The 23,176-nt window shown below is 43.6% G+C and carries 21 protein-coding genes; 2 read left to right on the forward strand and 19 right to left on the reverse strand.

The window, feature by feature from the left end:
* Nucleotides 1-15 precede the first annotated feature (15 nt).
* The 14 genes from nikA to V7L95_RS03800 all read right to left on the reverse strand — a co-directional run bounded on the left by nikA (nucleotide 16) and on the right by V7L95_RS03800 (nucleotide 15,504).
* Nucleotides 16-1,635 (reverse strand): nickel ABC transporter substrate-binding protein, encoded by a 1,620-nt coding sequence (nikA, locus tag V7L95_RS03735; protein ID WP_048002931.1) that lies wholly within the window; start codon nucleotides 1,633-1,635, stop codon nucleotides 16-18.
* A gap of 168 nt (nucleotides 1,636-1,803) precedes the next feature.
* A complete protein-coding gene (locus tag V7L95_RS03740; protein ID WP_340968047.1) occupies nucleotides 1,804-2,967 on the reverse strand; it encodes a DegT/DnrJ/EryC1/StrS family aminotransferase in 1,164 nt (387 codons plus the stop codon).
* A complete protein-coding gene (locus V7L95_RS03745; protein ID WP_046344511.1) occupies nucleotides 2,964-3,653 on the reverse strand; it encodes an acetyltransferase in 690 nt (229 codons plus the stop codon). Before V7L95_RS03745 ends, V7L95_RS03740 begins: the two co-directional genes overlap by 4 nt.
* Complete coding sequence (locus V7L95_RS03750; protein ID WP_017359198.1) at nucleotides 3,616-4,209, reverse strand: sugar transferase; 594 nt, start codon at nucleotides 4,207-4,209, stop codon at nucleotides 3,616-3,618. Before V7L95_RS03750 ends, V7L95_RS03745 begins: the two co-directional genes overlap by 38 nt.
* A 20-nt stretch (nucleotides 4,210-4,229) precedes the next feature.
* A complete protein-coding gene (locus tag V7L95_RS03755) occupies nucleotides 4,230-5,759 on the reverse strand; it encodes an MATE family efflux transporter (protein ID WP_035389448.1) in 1,530 nt (509 codons plus the stop codon).
* Between the two features lie 28 nt (nucleotides 5,760-5,787).
* Nucleotides 5,788-6,816, reverse strand: a complete 1,029-nt coding sequence (locus V7L95_RS03760; protein ID WP_017359196.1) for a polysaccharide pyruvyl transferase family protein — start codon at nucleotides 6,814-6,816, stop codon at nucleotides 5,788-5,790.
* Entirely contained in the window at nucleotides 6,816-7,844 is a 1,029-nt protein-coding gene (locus V7L95_RS03765) for a glycosyltransferase (RefSeq protein ID WP_017359195.1), read from the reverse strand. The genes V7L95_RS03760 and V7L95_RS03765 overlap by 1 nt, the downstream gene beginning before the upstream one ends.
* A 27-nt stretch (nucleotides 7,845-7,871) precedes the next feature.
* Complete coding sequence (locus V7L95_RS03770) at nucleotides 7,872-8,975, reverse strand: EpsG family protein (protein ID WP_311754318.1); 1,104 nt, start codon at nucleotides 8,973-8,975, stop codon at nucleotides 7,872-7,874.
* Between the two features lie 14 nt (nucleotides 8,976-8,989).
* Nucleotides 8,990-10,120: a glycosyltransferase family 1 protein gene (locus tag V7L95_RS03775; RefSeq protein WP_035389450.1), complete on the reverse strand. Its 1,131-nt coding sequence runs from the start codon at nucleotides 10,118-10,120 to the stop codon at nucleotides 8,990-8,992.
* Nucleotides 10,113-10,952: a glycosyltransferase gene (locus V7L95_RS03780; protein WP_017368088.1), complete on the reverse strand. Its 840-nt coding sequence runs from the start codon at nucleotides 10,950-10,952 to the stop codon at nucleotides 10,113-10,115. Before V7L95_RS03780 ends, V7L95_RS03775 begins: the two co-directional genes overlap by 8 nt.
* 2 nt (nucleotides 10,953-10,954) lie before the next feature.
* Entirely contained in the window at nucleotides 10,955-12,094 is a 1,140-nt protein-coding gene (locus tag V7L95_RS03785) for a glycosyltransferase family 4 protein (RefSeq protein ID WP_017368089.1), read from the reverse strand.
* A complete protein-coding gene (locus tag V7L95_RS03790; RefSeq protein ID WP_024719856.1) occupies nucleotides 12,060-13,934 on the reverse strand; it encodes a nucleoside-diphosphate sugar epimerase/dehydratase in 1,875 nt (624 codons plus the stop codon). The genes V7L95_RS03785 and V7L95_RS03790 overlap by 35 nt, the downstream gene beginning before the upstream one ends.
* Before the next feature lie 165 nt (nucleotides 13,935-14,099).
* Nucleotides 14,100-14,783, reverse strand: coding sequence for a CpsD/CapB family tyrosine-protein kinase (locus V7L95_RS03795; RefSeq protein ID WP_008347761.1), 684 nt, complete (start codon nucleotides 14,781-14,783; stop codon nucleotides 14,100-14,102).
* The gene (locus V7L95_RS03800; protein ID WP_007500132.1) at nucleotides 14,773-15,504 is read right to left on the reverse strand and encodes a Wzz/FepE/Etk N-terminal domain-containing protein; all 732 of its coding nucleotides are present in this window, start codon (nucleotides 15,502-15,504) and stop codon (nucleotides 14,773-14,775) included. Before V7L95_RS03800 ends, V7L95_RS03795 begins: the two co-directional genes overlap by 11 nt.
* 257 nt (nucleotides 15,505-15,761) lie before the next feature.
* Between V7L95_RS03800 and V7L95_RS03805 the strand changes: the two genes are divergently transcribed.
* Nucleotides 15,762-16,232, forward strand: coding sequence for a helix-turn-helix domain-containing protein (locus V7L95_RS03805; RefSeq protein WP_017368091.1), 471 nt, complete (start codon nucleotides 15,762-15,764; stop codon nucleotides 16,230-16,232).
* Between the two features lie 292 nt (nucleotides 16,233-16,524).
* Here the strand turns inward: V7L95_RS03805 and V7L95_RS03810 are convergent, their stop codons facing one another.
* The 4 genes from V7L95_RS03810 to V7L95_RS03825 all read right to left on the reverse strand — a co-directional run bounded on the left by V7L95_RS03810 (nucleotide 16,525) and on the right by V7L95_RS03825 (nucleotide 19,833).
* The gene (locus tag V7L95_RS03810; protein WP_008347764.1) at nucleotides 16,525-16,749 is read right to left on the reverse strand and encodes a phage holin; all 225 of its coding nucleotides are present in this window, start codon (nucleotides 16,747-16,749) and stop codon (nucleotides 16,525-16,527) included.
* Nucleotides 16,750-16,893: 144 nt separating this feature from the next.
* Entirely contained in the window at nucleotides 16,894-17,790 is an 897-nt protein-coding gene (locus tag V7L95_RS03815) for an iron-hydroxamate ABC transporter substrate-binding protein (RefSeq protein ID WP_007500130.1), read from the reverse strand.
* Between the two features lie 16 nt (nucleotides 17,791-17,806).
* Entirely contained in the window at nucleotides 17,807-18,808 is a 1,002-nt protein-coding gene (locus V7L95_RS03820) for an iron ABC transporter permease (RefSeq protein ID WP_025208010.1), read from the reverse strand.
* Nucleotides 18,805-19,833 (reverse strand): iron ABC transporter permease, encoded by a 1,029-nt coding sequence (locus V7L95_RS03825; protein WP_025208011.1) that lies wholly within the window; start codon nucleotides 19,831-19,833, stop codon nucleotides 18,805-18,807. Before V7L95_RS03825 ends, V7L95_RS03820 begins: the two co-directional genes overlap by 4 nt.
* Nucleotides 19,834-20,167: 334 nt before the next feature.
* Here V7L95_RS03825 and V7L95_RS03830 point away from each other — a divergent pair, with 334 nt between their 5' ends.
* Entirely contained in the window at nucleotides 20,168-21,577 is a 1,410-nt protein-coding gene (locus tag V7L95_RS03830; RefSeq protein ID WP_017359186.1) for a polysaccharide deacetylase family protein, read from the forward strand.
* Nucleotides 21,578-21,593: 16 nt separating this feature from the next.
* On the opposite strand, the gene abc-f is transcribed toward V7L95_RS03830, so the two are convergent.
* Nucleotides 21,594-23,153: an ABC-F type ribosomal protection protein gene (gene abc-f / locus V7L95_RS03835; protein WP_340968063.1), complete on the reverse strand. Its 1,560-nt coding sequence runs from the start codon at nucleotides 23,151-23,153 to the stop codon at nucleotides 21,594-21,596.
* Nucleotides 23,154-23,176 lie beyond the last annotated feature (23 nt).

Genomic DNA, 23,176 nt, shown 5'->3' on the forward strand with positions numbered 1-23,176 from the left:
CTTACCTTCCTTCTGTTACTTCAGCTTGATGCCTGTGAAAGGGTGTTCATCTCGATTCGCAGGGAAATCAAAGTCCTTCACATCTTTTTGATAAACAGCTGTCTTTTTAAAATAAGAGATTGGCACAATCGCCCCTTGATCTTGCAAGGATGATAAGACGGACGAATAAAGTGCTTTGCGTTTGTTTTCATTAGTTGTCGATGGAATCTCCGTCATTTCTTTGATCAGCTTATCTTTATTCGGATACGCTGAGATCGCCTCTTTGAATCCAAAACCATCTGATGAGACAACGTTCATAAATGTATGCGGATCATACGGCGCTCCGTAATTGCTAAAGAAGTTCATATCAAATTTGTTCGCTTTAAACCGCTGAACCTGCGTCGCCAGCTCGACACCTTCAAGTTTGACGCCAACCCCAATGGCTGCCCATTCTGCCTGCAGTGTTTCAGCCATTGTTTTTTGAATCGATTCTGCTGAGTCATACATCATACTAAACTCAAGCGTTTTTCCGTCTTTTTCGCGTATGGTTTTTCCTTTTGGAAGCGTCCAGCCTGCTTCATCCAGTAAAGCCTTCGCTTTGTCCACATCATATTGGAAAGATTTCACCCGGATGCCTGACGTATATGGCATGTTTGTCGGCAAGATGTGATCTGCTACATCCTCTAAGCCAGAGGTCACACCTTCCACCAATGATGTTTTATTGATCGCATACTGAAGGGCGTGACGCACTTTCTCATCTGACAGCTGATCGACTTTTGTGTTCATGACAAGCTGTCTTGTGGCTACAGGCTCTGACATCTTCGTTTCATACTTGCCGCTCGCCTCTAGTTGTTTAAAAGCATCAAGGCTAATCGTTCCTTCTCCGTAAAGTAGATCTACATCGCCTTTTTCAAATGCCATCACTCTTGTTTCGGCATCTGGAATGACCTTCACTTTGATTTCTTTGACCTTTGGTTTCTCTCCCCAGTAGTGGTCATTTCGTTCAAAAATCGCGTAATCATCTTTTTTGTACGTCTTTAATACCCAAGGACCTGTTCCCACTGGTTTTTCGATTCCTTTTGATGTATCTCCGTTTTTCGGAAAACCTGCTTCGCCTAGGAAACGAACGGGGCGCACAACAGCTAACTCTTGAACAGTTGGATAATAAGGCTCAGTTAATGTGAGTTTAAACGTTTGCTTGTCCACTGCTTCTGTCTTTTTAATTTTCTTTATGACACCTAACCAGCTATGTACTTCTTTGTTTTTTAAAATCGTATCAAAATTCTTTTTCACAATGTTCGCATTAAATTTAGATCCATCTGAGAACGTGACATTGTCTCTAAGATGGAACGTATACACCTTGCCATCCTTGGAAACATCCCATGATTTTGCTAATTCAGGTTTAAGCTTTCCATTTTTTTGATAGCTCACCAATGGTTCGTAAATCATGGATTGGGCAAACAATTGTGATGGATTGTATATGTGTGGATTCATTTCGCCAATATCTCTTGGCCATGCCATGGTGATCATATCAGGATGATCCTTGTCTCCACCTGCTCCATTATTTGCTTGAGAACAGCCTACTAGTAAGAAGATCAGTAGGATAGGTAATATTGTATTTATTTTAATTTTCGGAAAATTACTCCAAATCGACATAAGTTGGTTGCTCCTCCTAATTGATGCTGATAATCATTTTCATTTTAAGGAGGAAGGACTCTGTTGTCAATATCATATTTGAAATGAAATGACAATATATATTCCTTATTATTCCACAAATTAAGAGATTTGTTAAAAAGAGAGGCAGGCTGCTGATGAACGAGCAGCCTATGAGGAGGGTAATGCTTTCTTTTGCAGGGCGTTGTACAGTGTATCAATGACAAGCTCCTGTTCCGCGTCTGTCATGCTTGTACCAGATGGCAGGCAAAGACCTGTCTCAAATAACAACTCAGATGCAGGGACTTCATCGGCTGTTGTATAAAAAGGATAACCATGAAAGAGCGGCTGCTGGTGCAGTGGCTTCCATACACGCCTTGCTTCAATCTGCTTTTGTTCTAAAGCATCTATCATCTCTACTGGAGACATCTGTGCATGATGATCCATGGTGAATGTGGTCAGCCAGCGGTTCGATGTGGTGTCTTGATATTCTGGCATAAATTGAAGACCCTCAATATCGGCTAAAGCATTTTGATAACGCTCGAAAATGCGGCGTTTTTGCTGAACACGCTCCTCTAACACTTCCATTTGTGCAATTCCTACACCTGCGAGCAGGTTGCTCATCCGATAGTTATATCCCTCCTCTTGATGTTCATAGTGTAGGGCATGTTCTCTTGCCTGTGACGCGAGAAATCGGCAGCGGTCGATGGCTGCTTCATCATCACTGACAAGCATTCCGCCTCCTGATGTTGTAATGATTTTATTTCCGTTAAAAGAGTACACACCGAACCTGCCCATTGAACCGCTTTTTCTTCCTTTATATATACTGCCTAACGATTCAGCCGCATCTTCAATGATTGGCACATCATATGCCTCACACACTGCTATGATTTCATCCATTTTCGCACTTTGTCCGTATAAATGAACGACAATGACCGCTCGGGGTCTTTTCCCAAGTCGTTTTGTTTCAGCAAAGGCTTTCTCTAACGCCAGCGGACACATATTCCAAGTCTCTTTTTCTGAATCAATAAAAACAGGCGTCGCTTGTTCATATAAAATAGGATTTGCACTGGCAACAAATGTGAGAGTGGAACAAAAGACCATATCTCCCTTTTGAACGCCAAGGAGTTTTAAGGCAAGGTGAATGGCTGCTGTTCCTGAAGATAATGCTGCTCCTCTCTTCACCCCTGCATAATCCGCGACCACTTGCTCAAATTCATTTACAAGCGGTCCTAATGGTGCAATCCAATTGCTTTTAAATGCCTCCTCTATTTTCATCTGTTCTTTTCCACTCATATGAGGAGGAGATAAGTAGATTCGTTTCCTGTCTCTCATGATTTCCCACCTTCTCTTCGATCTTTGATCTCAATTGCAGGAACGCCTACAGCGACTTTCTGATCATGTATATCTCGGGTCACTGCCGCTCCTGCGCCGATTACTGCCCAGCTTCCAATGGTTCTGCCAGGTATGACAGCAGCCCCAGCTCCAATATGAGCACCCTCTCGCACAGAGACACAGCCGGTGAGCACAGCTCCCGGGGATAGGTGCGTAAAGGATTCGAGAAAGCAGTCATGCTCCACGATAGAACCGGTGTTGATAATGGCATGCTCACCGATCACTGCATCTGCTTGCACAACAGCCCTTGCCATCACAACCGTTCCCCCGCCAACCTTCGTTGACGAGCTCACAACTGCCTCTGGATGAATCAGTGTGGCAAATGCCCTCTCTTCAAATTCGAGACGTTCTTTGATCCTCTGTCTGATTTCGTTTTGCCCAATGGCAATAAGCCATTGCATATCAGGTATTTCATCTCTTACCTTTTGACTCATAGAAATCGGACCATACAGAATGCCGGTTTGAGGGTCAGCTTCCTCAAATCGATCGTCTAATACAGCACACAATGAGTACTCAGGATGCAAAAAAATCAACTCCTGAATGACCTTACTGTGTCCGCCAGCCCCTATTAAGCCAATGGGCTGCTCTTTACGTATCAGTTCCTTTGAATTTTTCAGCTGTTGCATGATTTGGCTGCTGCACCCCTTCTGTTTTGATGACTTTCAGTAAGGTCATCCATAAGATTTTCATATCGAGCCAAAACGATTGGTGCTCTACATACCAGAGGTCATAGGTGAATTTCTCCTCCCAAGAGAGAGTATTTCTTCCATTCACCTGGGCCCATCCAGTGATACCAGGCTTTACAAGATGACGCTTCGCTTGCTCCTCTGTGTACATTTGTAAATACTCCATTAAAAGCGGTCTTGGTCCAACGAGACTGATTTCCCCTTTGAGTACATTGACAAGCTGCGGCAATTCATCAAGACTGAGCTTACGAATAAAGGCGCCGGTTTTTGTTAATCGAAGATGGTCTGGAAGCAGTACGCCATGTTCATCGCGTTCCTCGGTCATCGTCCGAAATTTATAAAGCATAAACGGCTGTCCGTACAGACCAGGCCGTTCTTGTCGAAACACCACAGGCGCTCCGATTTTCCACCGAATGAGTCCATAGATGAGAAGGAAAAGAGGACTCCCTGCGATGAGCAGTGTCAGTGCCACGACCACATCTATTATTCTTTTCATCATTGCTTCTCCTTTCCACACTAGCGGGAGACAGCTCGTTCAATAGCAGCTTGTTTCACCTTACGCATGAGCTGTATCCGCTCTTGTTTTGTTCCTGCAAATTGATACAAATAGCCTAAGTAGAGAACGAAACATATTCCGCCAATACAAAATAGCTCCCACCATCTCGTCACATCATACACAGCCTGAATGCCGGCACAGATCCCCCATATGAACAGAGCCCCAAACAGCGGAACGACTGTATGTTTATAAAAGATGGTACTTTTCTGTTTCGTGATCTTGGCTGTATACAATGGGAGAAAGACGATATTTTTCATCAATAAAACAACGGCTCCTGCTGATGCAATGCCATATAACCCGAGCTGAAGTAGGTGAGTCAGTCCATAGGCGAACAGGACATTGGAACCGCCTAATATGAGTGTCACAACCGCCGGCACTTTAAATCGGTTAAAGGCAGTCGGTACATAGGTCAGCGGTAAAAACATCAACGTGAAACACAAATAAGCCGCATGAATCATCAGCAGCCATTTCAGCTCCTCAAAGGCTGGTCCAAGCCATAACAGCATGAGCGGACCGGCAAGACCTCCTAACAGAGCCGCGGGGAATGCCACAAATAAACCACTCCATTTCATGGCTTTGGCAGCGTATTGAATGAGCCCCTGCTCGTCTTGATTTGAATATAATTTTGTGATCGTTGGCGCAAACACAACCGCAAGTGTCCCTGCAAGGGTGCGCAATAATAATGGAAATTGTAAAATGGCGGCATACTGTCCAGTCGCTTCTGCCCCAATCAGTAAGTTGGTCATCAATAAATCGATTTGTAAAAACAACAAAATGCCCATTTGTTCAAATGAATGCCACACCCCTGATCGAACCAGCGTGAGACTTGAAGATAAAGAAACGTACCGCCACTTAAACGAAAACCAAGGAATGAGTTTCTTAAAATAATAGAGACCCATTCCCAAAGCGGCGAGACTCCCTATAACGGCTGCAAGCGGAATATGCCAAATGGCTGGTGTTGTCACGGTAAATAACAGAACAATCACAAGCGCCCTGCCAAACATCTGAATGGCCTGTCCAACACTCGATACATATAATTTGTTCGCATAAAATGGTGCCGCCCCAATACCAGACATGACGAAATTGAGCATAAATAAAAGACCCCCTAACACAAAGGCGATCTGTGTATCTTTTGCAAGATGAGCAGGCACATGGAGCCAGTCAACCAGCTGCTGAGACATGAATAGACAAAGTAAAAAAAGACAGATGGATAAAAAAAGAGAACTGACAAAATAGGAAGCGAGATAGCGCTGCGCTTGTTCCATCTCTCCTTTATGAGCGGCAACAGAAAAAAAACGCACCACCACAGCACTTAATGAAGCCGTAATGACCGATAAATAATTGATCATATTTTGCGTCAGATGAATCAGACCAAACGCTTCCACTCCAAGTGTATGAACAATGTAAGGCGTTAAACAAACAGACATCAGCATCATCAAGATAAACGTCATCACATTTGCACTGACATTGTAAAGAAACGCACGGTTCATGGTGATTTCACGCAGTGTTTAAGGGCCTTCATCCAGCTTCCTCTCCCTTTTGTCCGCTTGTTTTCATATGCTGATGAATGGCCTTTTTCACCGCTTCCTCCGTTGGTTCCTTCAAAAGGGTCATAAATGGCAAGTGCGCTACCCATTCATATCCTTCCATGACTTTATGATCAAACGACCTGATGACAACACACGGTGTATGTGTGATCGCACAAAAGATCATGCCATGCAGTCGATCTGTCACGACGACTTGTGCCTGTCTTAACTGCGTCCATAACGTGGATAATTCCTCTAAACGAGTCGTTCGATTCACTCGCTTCCCAATGGTTGTTGTGATAAAACCAACTTGATCATACGTTTCTTTGATATGCTCCTGCAGTTGTTCTCGTTTCTCTTTCGTGAGATATGCCTCCTTATCCTCACGCAGACAAAGCAGCACTCCTTTACGGGTTTGACTCTTTGATGTTTCGTCTAATGTCAGGACCATATCAGGCTGTTTCCACACCTCTTTATTAGGAAAATGCTGCTTCATCCATTGATAGGTGGTTTGATCTCTTGCCATCAAAAGAAGCCTCGGGTGTTGCTGATATGCTTGAATGGCGCGGCGTTCTTCTCTTTTCCCTCTCTTTGTTTCTGTAAAATGAGCAGTAGCGGGCAGCTGAATGACGGGATAGGACTTAAAGGCGTTCATGATAAATTGTCTTGTCCATTCTTCATATCGGTATAAATCGCCCATGTTGCCCCCGCCGATGATACAGACAATGTCCTCTGGGTGCCGCGCGTGCTTCAGCGGACGTGCTAGACGATACATCTCCTGCATGTCTACTTCTATGATTTGATAGTCTGGAAAATGCTTTTGTAAAAAACAGCAGCTCGCATAGGCAATCGCATGATCACCTAAGTTGTCATGTGCCGGTAGCAGCGTGAGAATGATCTTCTTCTGATGACGCAGCTCTGGCAGTCTTTGGCGGCTCAACCTATATTGAAGTGGATACTTGACCTTTAAGAGCAGCCACTCTGCGGCATGTGCTTTTAATTGCTGGAATGTCACACTCATCACCCCGATTTTCTCGTTTGATATTCAATCCATTTTTGATAGCTTGAAGCTGCGGCAGAGAGCGGATACACCCACTGCAGCCTAGCAAGGAATAAGATCATTCGCTTTCGCACAGTCAGCTTCGATGGTTCCACTTGTTTCACAGCCTTCTGAAAAGCTTCATGTGTCACCATTTCACGCATATGACCAAGCTTTTTTTGAAAGGACAGGGAATTTTGGCTCTTCCATTCATTGAGCATACAATGCAGCGTATGATTCACGATAAAAAAACAAAAAGCCTTCTCATATGGTGTCAGCTCATCATGCTCTTTTAAAAACAAACGCTGCGCGTCATAAAACGCCAGTCCATGCTGAAAATACTGCTTTTGATATCGCTGGACAATGGATGACAAATGAACCCGGTAATAATAAAGCGGCTCATGAACAAAGGCAATGACACGTGATAAAGAAAAACAGCGCAGCGTGACATATTGATCTTCAATATTCTCAAGCTCACCTCTCAACGGAAAACGGATATGATGCTTTTCGATAAATGCCCGCCGATACAGCTTATTCCATGAAAATCCCGTGATCTCACCATGTAATAACGATTCTATTAAACTTGTCTTATCGGCTTTCTGCTGAGCTAACAGCGTCGTCGGTATGATCCGTTTTGACTGTTCAAACTGAATCCAATATTCACTAACAACAAGATCGGCACCAGTGTTTTCGGCTTCTTGATATAAAGCCTCACAGTATTGAGGAGCGAGAACATCGTCTGAATCAACAAAGGCAAGATACGTTCCTGTTGCTTCTTCTATGCCCCTGTTCCTCACCGCTCCCAGCCCTTGATTGGTTTGGTGAATCACCCGAAATCGCTCATCACGCGCAGCAAACGCTTCAAGGATGTCTCCACTGTGATCGGTAGATCCATCGTTAATGAGGATGACCTCTATATCTGAAAAGCTTTGGTCTGCAATCGATTGAAGACACTGCTCCACATATTGACTAGTGTTATAGACTGCGACCAATAGACTGATAGCTGGCATGACAGCAAGCCCCACCTTTCTTCAAATCTACTTTGTAAAAATCGTTCGGTACGGTAAAACAGAAGAATCAAACGGCATCAGCATGATGCTGTACAAAATATAGCAAACCCCAATTCCGATATACATAAAAAAATTGGTTCGCTGATCAAAAATCCGTGTGAAATAAGGCAGTAAAATGAGCTGATACAGACCAAAGTAAATATGAAATCTTGCATAAATGACATCCTTCGTTGCAAGGATGCCAAACAAAAATCCAAGCAAGCAAAAATTCACAATATAATCACTCTCTGGCGTCAGCTCACGAAGTCGTTTTCGATAAAAGAACGCAAGCAATAACGGCAAAATCAAGACACCAATTTTCGTCACATTCATTCCATTCGTATTCGTTGTCAGCCACTCCTCGTAATGACCATAAGAACTCCCTTGCAGCATCACCACAAACACGGAGACAAAGCGGTCATACAGAGCGGTTAAGCCTAGAAAAATCATACATAACACAAGCATCATCCAAGACCATGCCTTTGTTCTGACGATGAAATAGACTGGAATCATAATGAGTGCCGAGGAATGAAACAGCGCGCATACAAGCACGAGCGGAAAATACCATTTCCACTGACCTTTGATGACAAATCGGATGGCATAAAAAAGAATCGCCGCCACCATATACTGCCGCATGCCATTAAACGAAGCGTAATAATGAAATGTGCCGAGAAATAGCAGCATACTAAGCTCAAATGGCCGTCCATATCGCACAAGTGTTTTGATAATAAAAAAATAGGTGATGATCCCAACTGTGATATACATGATTTGCGGCTCATGTGACAGTTGATTGAGCATCCACAAGATCAATGTAAAGCCCGGATCAGTGGCGGCCTTGTCTACACCGAATCCGAAAATATGCCAAGGCTTGTCATAGTTGACGGAGAACTCATACATTTGTCCATAGGTTACGAAATCAGTTCCTACTTTGTAGCGTATGCCCGCCACAATACAAAGAAATAAAAATGGAAAAAACACCAGAAGCTTGTTCGGCCGCCAGCCGCTTTGTATGGTATCATCACGTTTGCCATAAAATGCAGCAAAGCTCGACCATAAATAGACCATGATCATGTTCACCAAATAAACCGCCATCTGCCAATCCTTCCTTATAATCCATACACATTCATCACACGGGTGATGTTCTGTTTCACATCAAATCCTCTAATGCCAAGCTGAGAAATAATCGTCTCCTGAAGAGGAGGGTCTGCATGGTAGGCTTCTAGTATGGCTTTCATCCACTCATGTGCTGAATCTTGCAAGGACTTCCGTTTCACAAGCCCACAACCTAAATCGACTTCCTTTGTGATATGATCTGAAATCACACATGGGAGTCCAGATGCCTGCGCTTCCACTAATACGAGCGGAAGACCTTCAAACAAAGACGGCATCACAAACACATCAAATGCTTTCATATACTGCGGAACCTCTGAGACAACGCCCGTAAACACAATGTCTTCCATTAATCCTGCTTTCACTGCATACGATTCAACCACTGGCCGGAGCGGCCCATCTCCTATGAGAACTAGCTGAAAGGAGACCCCTTGTTTTTTCAGTGTCTGCGCTAATTCGATGAAAAAAACATGGTTTTTCTGCTCATGAAATCGGCCAATATGTCCAATGATCAGTTTTCTCTCGTGAAGATGGAGGTCTTTTTTCATCTTCACCTTCGCTTCTGGCTCCAACTGAAAAAAAAGGTTCAAATCAATCCCATTTGGCAAAATGTCCACTCGTCCATCGTGCATTCTTTTTTGTCCAAATAAAAAGACACCGGCATCTTCACCGCATGCAACAAGCTTCGTAGAAAAGGCAAAGATCAGCTGACGAAATCCTTTGAGCATCAAATGATCCACCCGGCTAGGAGACTGTTTCCAAGCCGTATTATGTGAATGGCAAATGCGTATCTTCACACCTGCCAGTTTCGCAGCAAGGGCAGAAAAGCCCGTTTGAAAATCTGTATGTGCATGCACCGCCTGATAAGGTCCCGTTTGCTTAATCGTCTTCGTCAACGTTTTGACAAACGTCCATGGAGAGGACGCTCCAATACTTGGGACATAAAAAATCCGCCCGCCAAGCTGACGAATTTCCTCATCGTAATCACAGACATCCTCTCGGTGGGTAATGAAATCAAATTGAAGAACATTTCGGTCGATTGCACGATAGATGTTCATGATCATCGTTTCTGCACCGCCTCTGTTCATTCCGCCCACAACATGAAGTACACGCTTTGGCTCACTCATCCCGAATCGTCCTCCTTTTCACCATAGATCCTCCAAGTTTCCGCTGATGATAAAACCTCATGATCTTTGGTGACATACAGGCACGGATGACCGGCTTAAGCGCAAAGAGATAATCAAACGGCGACAATTTTAATTGCTTGCATGCTTTTAACACAAGCCAGGCATTGTCCATTGAGTATCGGAATTTCCGGCGCTGAAAGGCCGCTTCATCCTCCCTTACAAGGTATAAGGGCTCTTGCAGATTAAAGCCTTTTCTCCCCGCAGCAAAAAAACGAATCCAAAGATCGATATCTTCCATCCGTCTGGTTGTTTTGACAGAACGATAGCCATTTAAAGCCTTGTAGGCAGACGCTCTCATCATAATCGTCCCATGACAAAAAGGCGTTCCTCTTGCTAGCACCCTTCGATCAGGCTCTGAGACAAGTGCTCGAACGCCCTTCGTCCCTGACTCATCAAACACCGTCATCGCCGTACCAACTACATCATATTCCGGATGTGCATCAAGGAAACGAACCTGTTTTTCTAATCGTGTAGACACCGATATATCGTCGCCATCCTGTCTTGCAATCAGTTCTCCATTCGTTTCAGTGAGACAACGATTTAAACTGGCGGCAAGTCTTTGATTGTGTTCATTTCGGATGAGGCGAATTCTATCGGGTTCACGCATGGTATAGTGCAGCACTTTTTCATAGGTGCCATCTGTTGATGCATCATCACATATGATGAGCTCCCAGTTTTCATAGGTTTGACGGAGAATCGATTCAATGCTTTCTTCTACTGTCTCTTGGCAATTGTAAACACCCATGATAATCGATACTTTCGGCTGACGCATGCTCACATCACCTTCTCTGTTTGATCCATATACGTTGTGTAAATTTCCTCCATTGCACTCACCGTTTGCTCCTGTGCAAATGCGTGAGCCATAGACCGTCCCGCTTTCCCCATCAGATGGAGCTGGTCCTTTTTATGATAGAGCTGCTGTAAATAAACGGCTAAACCATTCACATCATGCGGTTTGACTAAAAAGCCGTTCACTCCATGTTTGACGAGCTCACAATGCCCTCTATTTTCTGTTGCAATCACCGGCTTTTCAGCAGACATCGCTTCAAGAAGATTCATCCCAAGTCCTTCTCTCAAGCTGGTTGATACACATACATCGCTCATATGCATCCAATCTTCGATGTGTTTGCAAAATCCCGCAAACTGTACATGTTCCTCAAGATTCAGCTGACAGACCAGCTTTTCATAGGACGACCGACTTGTCCCTTCTCCAGCAAATACAATTTTCACTTGTGGTATATTCCGATACACCTGCGCGCAAGCTTTGATGAGCATTCCTTGATTTTTATTGTCATTTAATTCACCAGCACACAGCACGATAAAATCTTGCGTGGTAAAACCATATGCTTTGCGAAGGCGGTCTTTTTCTGTGTCATCAACTGGTGCAAACCGCTTCATATCGACACCCATACCGGGAACATAATGCACAGCTGCCTTCTCTTTTGACAGACGATCGGCTCTTTCATAGTCTTCTCCATTAATGGTGATGAGTGCATCTGTATATTGAACGAGCCATCTCTCAACTGGATAATAAAGCAGCCAATTTTGAAGCGGTGCCCCCTTCCAAAAGTGAAAGCCATGCGCTGTGTAAAGAACTTTCGTCCCTTTTTTGCGTGTTGTTTTCGCCGCTAGCCTGCCAATGACACTCCCCATCGGTGTGTGACAATGGATGAACTGATAATGCTCTTTTTCTAACAGCTTTTTCAGCTCCACATAAGCAAGCCGGTTGTGCAAATGAAAAGGGGAACGCTGAATCGGAATGGAATGCGCTTGATCCACATACGGCAGCTCCAGCTGGCCATTTGCCGCTGTATGCACTTCCCATCCTTGTTCCTGAAACCACCTGAAATACGGGAGATGGAACGCCTTAAAATGATAATCAACCGTTGCGCAAAACAAGACTTTTTTCTTCATTAGCAAGTGGCTCCTCCTCTCGTTGCATCGGTTCAGGCAATACATCATGCGACTCAATGGCGGCAAACAAGGCCTGTCTTAATTGATCGTCACTCATCATGTTAAATTCGTGAATAAAGCGGTTCAGCACATACGGATCACCATCCAAGGCATGGCCGATATGGATTTTCGGGAAAATTTGCTCCTGTGCTTTTTCATGCTGGTTGAGTAACTCCTCGTACATTTTCTCTCCGGGACGAATACCCGTAAATGTGATGGGAATCTGGTCTGTGGTGTAGCCTGAGAGGTGAATGAGGTTTTCTGCGAGGTCGACAATTTTGACTGGCTCCCCCATATCTAAAACAAAAATCTGCCTTCCTTCTGCTAGTGCACCAGCTTGAATAACAAGCCTTGATGCTTCTGGTATCGTCATAAAATATCTTGTCATGGCTGGGTGCGTGACAGTCACTGGCCCACCTTTTTCAATTTGTTTTTTAAAGATCGGAATGACACTGCCCCGGCTTCCGAGTACATTCCCAAACCGGACGGCGACAAATTTCGTTTCACTGCTTGCCCCCATTTGCATAATCACCATTTCAGCAAACCGCTTTGTCGCTCCCATCACATTGGCAGGGTTGACCGCTTTGTCAGATGAGATGAGGACAAATGTTTCAACTCCGTGCTCATGTGCAGCTTCTGCCACATTTTTTGTCCCGATAATATTGTTTTTCACCGCTTCTTTCGGGCTGATTTCCATGAGCGGGACATGTTTATGCGCGGCGGCATGATAAATCATATCCGGCTGAAAATGCCCAACGATTTCACTCATTTTTTGTTTATCTTGAATATCCGCAATTTGTGGATATAGGCTAATGCTGTCTCCATACAATTCTTTCAGCTCTAGTAAAATAGAATGAATGCTAAATTCTCCATGTCCCACAAGCACAATCGCCCGAGGGGAAAATACACAAATTTGACGACAGATTTCTGACCCGATGGACCCGCCAGCTCCTGTCACCATAATCGTTTTTCCTTTTAGGTGAACGGATAGACGGCTTGTATCTAATTGAATCGGCTCTCTTCCAAGCAAATCCTCTGGCTGAACATCCCGCAATTGATTCAGCGCATGGGTTCCTTTTAAAATCTGTTCCATTTCCGGCATAATCTGTGTTTTGATTCCAGTCGCTACACATTCCTTATATAGTCCTTTTAATGTGTGACTACTTTTGGATGGAATGGCGATAATGATTTTTTGAATATCCATCATCGCAACAGCCGTTTGAATATGTTCTTTTCCCCCAAGAACAGGCAGCCCCATAATTTCAAGCTTATGCTTTGTTTTGTCATCATCAATGAAAGCGACCGGCTCAATATGTACATCACTCGACTGCTGAAGCTGACGAACGATAATGGTTCCGGCTGATCCAGCGCCAATGATTAGTGCCCGCTCCTTTTCAACTTGAAATCGCTTCGCACCATCATGAAACAGCCTGGATGCCATACGAGATGCACCGATGAATAACACATGGAAAAGCCAGACAATAAATAAAAAGCGAAATGGCCATGTCTGCACAAAAATGTACAGCATCGTCATGGAAAATAAAAATGAACACGCAAAGGTCTTCATTAAAGAAAATAGCTCTCTAACCCCTGTATAGGCCCATACTTGCTTGTACACGTGAAAAATATACGAAAACAAATGGTGCCCGATCAGTAGACTGAGCGAAGAAATGACGAGCATTTCAAATGTATATACGGTTAACGCTGCCTCTTGAACAAATTGAAAGCCAAAAAAGACGGCTACTAAAATGAGATATGAATCTAGTGCCACGATGATTGATAATCTTTGGGCGTAAGTCAACGCTCCTCCCCCTTTTTAAAGCATCACTATTCTTACATAAAATGGGCATCAAACCCGTCCTCACATCCCACTACCGATGACGAGCATCTAAGGCATATGTCATGCCCACAGCAGGATCGAGTGCCTCCGTTGTTAAAGATTAGGAGACATCACCTATCAATCTCTTTAATACATATAGTGCCTTCCCTTTTTCACTTTCTTGCCATTTAGCATCGCTCCAAGCAGTTTCCCTGTCGTACCCTCTAATACTTCTTTTGATTTCTTCACAGCGGCAATCTTCGTTTTACCGCTTAAAACAACAAGAATGCTTCCATCCGTCCGGTTCGCTAATATTTTTGCATCGGCTACAGGCAGAAGTGGTGTGGAATCAACAATCACCATGTCATACTGCTGTTCAATCTCGTAAAATAGCTGCTTCATCACAGAGGAGGAAAGCAGCTCAGCGGGATTTGGCGGAATGGTCCCACTTGGAAGCAGCTCTAAATGCTCAATCGGTGTAGGCAAAATGGCTTCCTCCAAACTGCAATTATTTAATAGCACATTGGTCAAACCGGTGTGCGGACTCAGATCAAAATATTCATGAATGGCTGGTTTACGTAAATCAGCATCCATGAGCAAAACCCGTTTTTTCTGCTGTGCAAAAACAGCTGCCAAGTTTGCAGCCGTAAATGATTTTCCTTCCTTCGGCAAGGAGGATGTGACCAATATCGACTTCAGCCTCGTTTGAATCGACGTGAATTCGATGTTCGTTCGGATCGTTCGGAATTGTTCCGCAATGACAGAGTGAGGATTTAATACAGAAATACAGGATAAATCTCTTTTTTCTCTTTTTTTCCTCTTAAAAATCAATGTTCTGTCCTCCCGTTATGACGGACTGCTTGTCTTTTTTTGCCCTCCTGTCTGCATGCATCTGATAGACACTGCCGAGCGACGGCAATCCGATCTCTTCTCTTATTTGATGTGTTCGTTTCACCGTATCATCGAGTAAATTCATTAAGAAAATGAGTGTCATTCCCCCTAATACAGAGGCGCCTAGTGCCAGAACGATGTGAACGAATTTACGTGAGTTCATCAGTATCGTGTTGGACAGCTTGGCTTCAGACAAAACATTAATGCGATCCATATTCATGGTTTTTTTGATTTCTTCTTGCAGCACCTCTGTGGCTGTATTCGCAATGGCTACTGCCTTCGCTCGGTCCTCATCTTGTACAGAAATATTTATGACCTCTGACTCATTTTCTGTACTTGTGGCAATTTTGTGTTTTAATCCTTCAGCCGATTCTGTAAGATTGAGTGTTTCTTTTACTTTTTCAATAACGATTGGACTTTTTAATAGGACTTGAAAGGTACGTGTATATTGAAGGTTCATCTGAATATCGTTTAAATTCGCTTGTGCATCACTGCTTCGTTTATGAACAAGAATTTGAGTGGTTGCCTGATATACAGGAGTCGAGACATAGAACTGATAGTAGGCTGAAATGCCCGTTACGATCAGGACAATCAGGATCAGAAGGGCCATTTTCTCTTTTATGACAGAAAACAGCTGCTTAAAACCTATATTCTCATTCATAGATACCTCCCGATTTCATCATAAAAAGGTTATATATGGTTTCTTTTTGTTAATGATTGGATTATAAAAGATAATACCCGCAAAGAAAAATGTCATAATAGGTCTTATAGTTCTTTTTAAAGAACGAAATCGTTCGTTTTCTTTTGTTTACTTCCTGTTTCTTACGTTTTTGAATTTTATAAAGAACAATTTATTTCTTATAATGAACGAAAAGGTCGCAGAACGATTCGCCGGGGAGAAGGGAGATCATATATCGAATGATTGGAAAGGTGATACGTATTTACCGAAAGAGGAAAGGATACTCAATTCAGCAGTTGGCTGAAGATGCCCATGTCTCTAAATCGTATTTGAGTAAGATTGAGCGTGGTGTCCATCGTAATCCATCTGTCCAGTTTTTAAAAAAGGTATCCTCATCACTAGACATTGATTTACAAGAGCTGTTTGATGCAGAAACGATGATGTTTCATTACGCTGAGGGCGGTGAACAGGAGTGGCGGGATCATATCGTTCATGCCGTCCAATCCGGCATGCCTAAAGAAGAACTGTATCAGCTGCTCCAAACCTACAGAAAGGAGCAGGAAGGAAAGACGTTGCATGTCAATCAGAGAAAGCTGACCGACTCAAATATGTCAGAATGGAAACGTCTCATGAGTGAAGCAAAGGCCATTGGCTTAACCATCGAGGAAGTGAAAGCGTTTCTTACCAATATGGGAGAACACCGGGCGTAAGCCACTGAGATAAAACCAATTTGCGGGGAGAAGCGCTTGTCGCTTCGATGAAATAGAGCCTTTTTATATGAAAAGGCTCTATTCAGTTTATGGACAAAGGGCTAAAATGAACTTGATTTTAGCCCTTTGTCTTCTTTTCAGCGTGATAGAAAACCTTTGCAGTCTAGGAAGGACGAGCACCGGAGCGGAGCGAATTTGACATTCGTGAGCACCGAAGCGCAGGACTGACACCGAATGCGAGGGTTTCTCTACACGCTGAGAGCCTTTTTGCATGAAAAGGCTCTGTTTTCTATTATTCTTCTTTTTTGGTTCGTGCTTTTTTCGTAATATCATTGTTCTTCCAATAGGCCCATAGTGATGTGATGCCAAGAAAGGCTAACGTAATGAATTGCTGCACACCTTCTTCATCAATTGGAATTGGGCTTTTCCCTGCAGCGGTGAGAGCGCTGTTCACAAGTGCCAATAAAAGCAGCACAAGCCTCGCTATAGTGCCTGCACTAATTTTTTGAACCTTCAATGTAACCCCTCCCCTTATCCTTTCATACGGGCGATACTGCTCGTTCCCTCTCATATGTATGCAAAAAGCGCATGAATAGAAGAATGAATCAAAAAAAGAGACATCATTCCTATATGCGGAATGATGCCTTGATTTATGTGCTGATTATTTAGAGAACATCTTTTTTGCTTCATCCATTGCCATTTTGTTGCCTAGAGCTGAATAATCTAGCCATGGCTGATCGGCAATCGGATACACTTGGTTTTTCTTCACGGCTTTTAGGCCTTTCCAAATTGGCGTCTGCTCTAACTGTTTGAATGCCTGCTGCGCCTTATCATCACGGTTCACGACGACAAAAATAGCATCTGCATCAAAGTCAGGAAGCACTTCTTGAGAAATGACTTCAAATGGACGTTTGCTGTCCAGTTTTTTCACACCATCTACAGGTGTCAGTCCTAAATCATCGTATAAAATTGGCCCCATCGGACGTTTCATACTAAATACTCGAAGCTCTTTTGCTGTTACACGAATTGCCATCACTTTTCCATTTCCAATCTTTTTCTGGATGAGTGATTTGACTTCTTTTGCTTCTTGATTGTAGTCCTTAATATATTGATCGGCTTCTTTTTCTTTATTGACGAGCTTGCCGATTTTTTTCAAATGATCACGCCATGTGCCATCATTTAAATTAAACACTTCGGTTTTGGCAATTTTTTTGTATTTTGATAAGTCTTGTCCAGCTAGTTCTTCATCGACGTAAATGACATCTGGTTTTAAAGCAAGCAATGACTCCATATCAGGATCTGCTGCGATGCCCAGCTTTTTCGTTTGGCTAAGCTGCTTTTTCGCATGTGGAAGGAAATCTTTTAAGTCTCCCCCTACAACAGAGCCAGCAGGTTTTATCCCGAGTGCTAATAAGTCATTTGTTAAATGAATCGACAAGGACGCAATCTTAGGTGTTCCGTTTTCATCTTGATTTGTTGTCTTCTTTGTTTCCTGTTGACCACAAGCGGCCAGAATCAAGAAACAGAGCGTTAAACCAAACACAAGTACTTTTTTCATGATGAGTTCCTCTTTCTTATTTTGTTTTTGTTAGTAAATAGAGAAAATAAGGTGCTCCGATAAAAGCCACAACCACACCCGCTGGGATGGCATTTGGGGCAAATATGGAACGTCCGAGTGTATCAGCACTGACCAAAATCAACAATCCGAGCAAGGCGCTCACTGGTAAAAAATATTGGTGCAGTGAGCCGACAAGACGCCTTGCCAAATGAGGTGCAACAAGGCCAATAAAACCAATTCCGCCTGTCATCGATACACTTGCACTCGCTAGACCAACAGCTAAGGTGAGAAGAAAAAGTCGTTTGCGCTCTACACGTACTCCGACACTTGAGGCGACGGCATCACCTAATGTTAACGCATTGAGTGTGCTGGACTGCATGAGCGTAAGCGGGACAAGACATACGATCCAAGGTAGGAGCGCAAGCACATGAATCCAGTCTCTTCCCCATACATTTCCCACAAGCCACCTTGAAGCGAAGGTGTATGTATCTTCATCCAGTTTCAATGACAAATATAACGTCAATGCACTAAACCCCGCAGCTACGGCAATTCCAACAAGGATCAGCCGGATAGGCACAAGCCCTTCATGCCTGTCGTACGCAAGAAGAACGATGACTGCCGCCGCAAGCAGACCTCCACCAAACGTAAAGAGCGGAATGAGTAAAGATGGATTTCCTTCTAGTACGTGAAAATACGTCACAAAGATGATTAAGCCGAATGCGGCTCCTGCATTCAGACCAATAATCCCAGGGTCAGCCAGTGGATTGCGGGATAAACTCTGCAAAATGCCACCTGCGATACCTAGACCTATTCCAGCTAGTATCGTCACGACGATTCGAGGCAGACGATAATCAAACAGCACCGTCTCACTTTGGAAATCTCCAAAGCCAAATAACGTTTTGACGACAACGAGAGGACTGAGTTTCAGCGTGCCGGTATTTAAACTATACAGCACGACAGCCGCACTCAGACAAAGCAAAACGGCTGTCACGACAAGAGCACGTCGTTTCTCTTTCATGACAGGTTCCTCCCTTCTTTTCTGGCAATATATAAGAAGAAAGGAACACCAACAAGTGCCACCATGACGCCAATGGCAAGCTCTCTTGGCGGATTTACTGTCCGGCTGGCAAGATCAGCGAAGACGAGAAGCATTGCGCCTAAAATCGCTGACATCGGAATGACGAAACGATAATTGACCCCAACCAGCTTTCGTGCAATATGCGGAATGACAAGTCCGACAAACCCAATAGACCCAACCGCCGATACAGAAACGCCTGCCAGCAGAACCGCAGCTGCCATACCTAGTATTCGCACTTGCCGGGTTTTCACCCCTAAATTCGCAGCTACATCTTCACCAAGTGATAATAACGAGAGGGATCGTCCTAATAACATCGCCCAAACGATGACAATGAGAATGACTGGAGCAAGGATCATCAGCTGCGGCCATTTGACACCTGCCACACCCCCTGCATACCAAAAAGCCAGATCCTGACTGAGATCAAAGTAAATGGCGATACCTGAGCTTAGCGCATGTAGCAATGCGGCAACAACTGCTCCAGCTACAGTGAGCCGAAGTGGGGTCAGCACGCCGCCAGCCGCCCCAATGGCAAAGATCAGCAGTGTACTGAGAACGGCACCAAAAAAAGAAAATAACATCAATGCCGAATAAGGCATTCCTGGAAAAAAAGCAAAACAGAGAGCGACTACAAACATCGCACCGCCGTTAATGCCTAATATCCCCGCATCTGCCAGCGGATTTCTTGTAATGCCTTGCATCAGCGCACCTGCCACAGCAAACGCCGCTCCAACAAGCGCCGCTCCTAGCACACGAGGAAGCCTTAATTCATGAATGATCTGCTGCTCTGTTACATGAGACTGATAGTCAAACACAGCTGTCCAGACCGTTTGCAAAGACAATGACTTTGCACCGTAGGAAACAGCCAAAAACATAGCCGCCAATAAACCAATGACAGCGAGAAAAAACAATAAAAAGAACAAAATAGGTGATGATCGTTTTTGTTGAGATGTTCGCTTATCCGGCAAAATCGGTGTCATCCTTTTCTTCATTAAAAGTCAGTTTGAAAATGAGAATCATAATCATCAAAATTATAGCCGTCAGCCTCTGAAAAATCAATGTACGGCTCATTTTTTTAATTATTGAAGGTATTGGTAGACGGCAAATATGAGAATTCTTTCCTTCTGCTTTTTCTCGTTCTAAAAGACCTATCAATTTTTACAGTATTTTAATAGGAAAATAGTTGACATTCCGCATGAAAATCCCCTAAAATTACAAAAGTAAGTCAAATGTTATAAAAATATTACAAACAGATGTCAAAGGAATAAAGAATGACCCGTCATGAGAGGAGAATTGAAAGTTGTGTCAGTAAAGGGAAAATGGAGTATCATCCTATTTGCGCTTGCCATCGTCATTGGAGCAGTTGCATTCTTTCAAAATCAGCAAGCAAGCGGTACAGAGAAGAAAAATGTGAAGCAGGATACGAATTATAAAAATGTTGAAATTGTCACTCTTGTAAATGACGGGAAGTTTATGAGATATGCGGTGAACTATCCACTTTTTCATCAAAAAAAGCTAGATGACAAGATTCAAAGCTATGCGAATTCAGCATTAGAGCATTTCAAAAAGACATTTAGTGAAGCAAAGGACATTGATGAAAACAAACGGTTTGAACTGAATATTGACTATGACATGGTGCACTATGCAAAACAATCTGCGGCCATTTATTTTACGACCTACACATATACAGGTCAGCAAAATGGGACCACTCATCACGTCACAATCAATTTCGATTTTCAGAAAAAAGACTTTCTTGACACAAAAGATTTATTTCAACCAAAAAAGGACTATTTGAAAAAATTATCCTATATTACATACACGGAGCTTAAAAAAGATAAAACCTTGTCTAAGGATCTATCACTCCTTCAAAAAGGAACAGCCCCTACTGATCAAAACTTCAGTCAATTCGCCTTAAAAGAGAAATATATAGAGTTCTATTTCCCAGCTTCTCAAGTAGCCGCAAAAGACTTAGGTCCGCAAACGCTGGCGATCAAAAAGACGTTGCTAAAAGATATCTTGAAGCCGGAATATATGAATAAGACCAAAAATCAGAATGAAATCAAAGAACCGAATCCAAAAAGAAAAGCCGTCAAACTGCCGCAAAAGCCAAAGCTTGATCCGAATAAAAAAGCCATCGCACTCACATTTGATGATGGTCCAAACCCAGCCACAACATCAACCATTTTAGCAGCGCTGAAGGAAAATAAAGGACACGCCACCTTTTTCGTATTAGGAAGCAGGGTTCAGTATTATCCTGGAATGCTTGCCGACATTTTAAAGGGCGGAAATGAGATCGGAAACCATTCATATAATCATCCTTTATTAACGAGACTCCCTCTAAAAGAAGCGGTCAAACAAGTAAAAGACACGCAGAAACTGATTGAAAAGGCCAGCGGTTATACTCCTACGCACTTTAGACCGCCATATGGAGGAACAAATCCCGACATCAATCAAGCGGTTGGCATGAACGTTTCATTGTGGGATGTCGATCCTGAAGACTGGAAAATTCGCAACAGCCAGCAGATCACAAACCATGTTCTCTCACATGCAGCAGATGGCAAAACCGTACTCATGCACGATATTTATGACAGCTCTGCTCGAGCAGCAGTGAAGATCATACATGAACTCACCAAACAAGGCTACCAGCTTGTCACAGTCAGCGAACTTGAACAATTGAAAAAAGAACGAAACGAACAGACCCCTGTACAGTAAACACAGGGGCTTTTTTTTATGACTCTAACAACTTCTTTCTTTTTAACAATGCTTGAAACGTCTCTTCAAGCTCACGAGAAGGCTCGATGCTTAAACGACTGAGCACTTCAGACAGCTGCATATCAATCAGCAGGAGCTCTTCTTCTTTCTTTGTAGCAACTGGCTTTTCTTCCTTTTGTTTATATTCTTCATAGGTGCCATCAAAGCGTTCAATGGTCCCCTCGTGCACATGAAGAATACGAGTAGCCACCTGCTCAATGAGCCTCCTGTCGTGGGAGACAAACACAACTGTGCCCGGGTAATCTTTTAAAAGTCCTTCAAGCGCTTCAACTGCCGCAAGGTCTAAAAAGTTCGTCGGTTCATCAAGCATCAGAACATTGGCATCACTGACGAGCAGCTTGGCAAGCATCGTCTTCACCCGTTCCCCGCCGCTTAATACGTTCGTCAGCTTATACACATCGTCTCCCCGAAACCCAAGTCTCGCTAAAACGGTGCGAACGACAGTCTCATCTTGAATCGCCTGTTCCAGTGCATTTTGTAAGATCGATTCATCTAGATTCAGTTCTGAAAGATCTTGGCTGAAATAACCAATCTTCACGGCTTCTGAACGAAAAATCCCGGGATGACCGTTTACAAGCATTCGGAGAAATGTCGTTTTACCGCTCCCATTCTTCCCAATGATCGCGACTTTGTCTCCGCCTCTTACTTCTACATTCGCCTTTTTCCAAAGGACTTTATCTCCTGCCTTGCCATCTACATGTTCGACACGAAAAATGGTGCGGCTTGCCACTTCCTTCATGGTGTGCTGCGTCATTTGAAGAGGCTGGGCTTCCTTTACCTTCTCCACCTTTTCTAATTTCTCCATTCTTGTTTCGATGGATTTGGCTGTTTTTTGAAGCTTTTTTTGCTTGTTTGCATAGTAAGGCTTTGCAATTTTAGGCCCCGAGGATTTCAGCTTTGGAGATGGCTTTGTCGCTTTGTCGGCCTTTTTCATTTTCTTTTGCATGGCATGTTCTAACTGTTTTTTCTTTTGGGTATACGCCTCGTACGCCTCCACTTGCTGACGATGTTCGAGTTCTTTTTCCCGGGCAAAATCGCTGTAGTTGCCTTTGTATGGTTTGAGTTTCCCATCCTCCAATTCCCAAATGTCTGTACATAACGCATCTAAAAAAGCACGGTCATGCGAGACGACAATCAGAGCACCTTGATGATAACGAAGCTTTTCTTCTAGCCACTCAATATGCTCCGTATCTAAGTGAGTCGTGGGTTCATCGGCTAATAAAAGGGCAGAAGGCCGACTTAAAGCTCTCTCAATATAAGCTTGAGTCATCTCTCCGCCACTTTGTCTGCCATCTCCTGTCTTTAGTTGAGGAAGCAGCGTACAAGTTGTAGTGTGTGCAAATGTGCCGCTGTCTGGTTTTTCCCTACCCGCCAGTACATGGAGCAATGTCGTTTTCCCACTGCCATTCGTTCCCACAAGGCCGATTCGGTCCCCTTGATGAATGGCCAGCTCCTCTATATCAAATAACAAGCGATCCTTTCTAAATACTTTTAATTGGTGGGCTCTCAGTAACATCCAACCCTCTCCTTTCGTATCAG

The sequence above is a fragment of the Bacillus sp. PPSBB_11 genome (genome assembly GCF_038023285.1).
GTDB lineage: Bacteria > Bacillota > Bacilli > Bacillales > Bacillaceae > Bacillus > Bacillus altitudinis.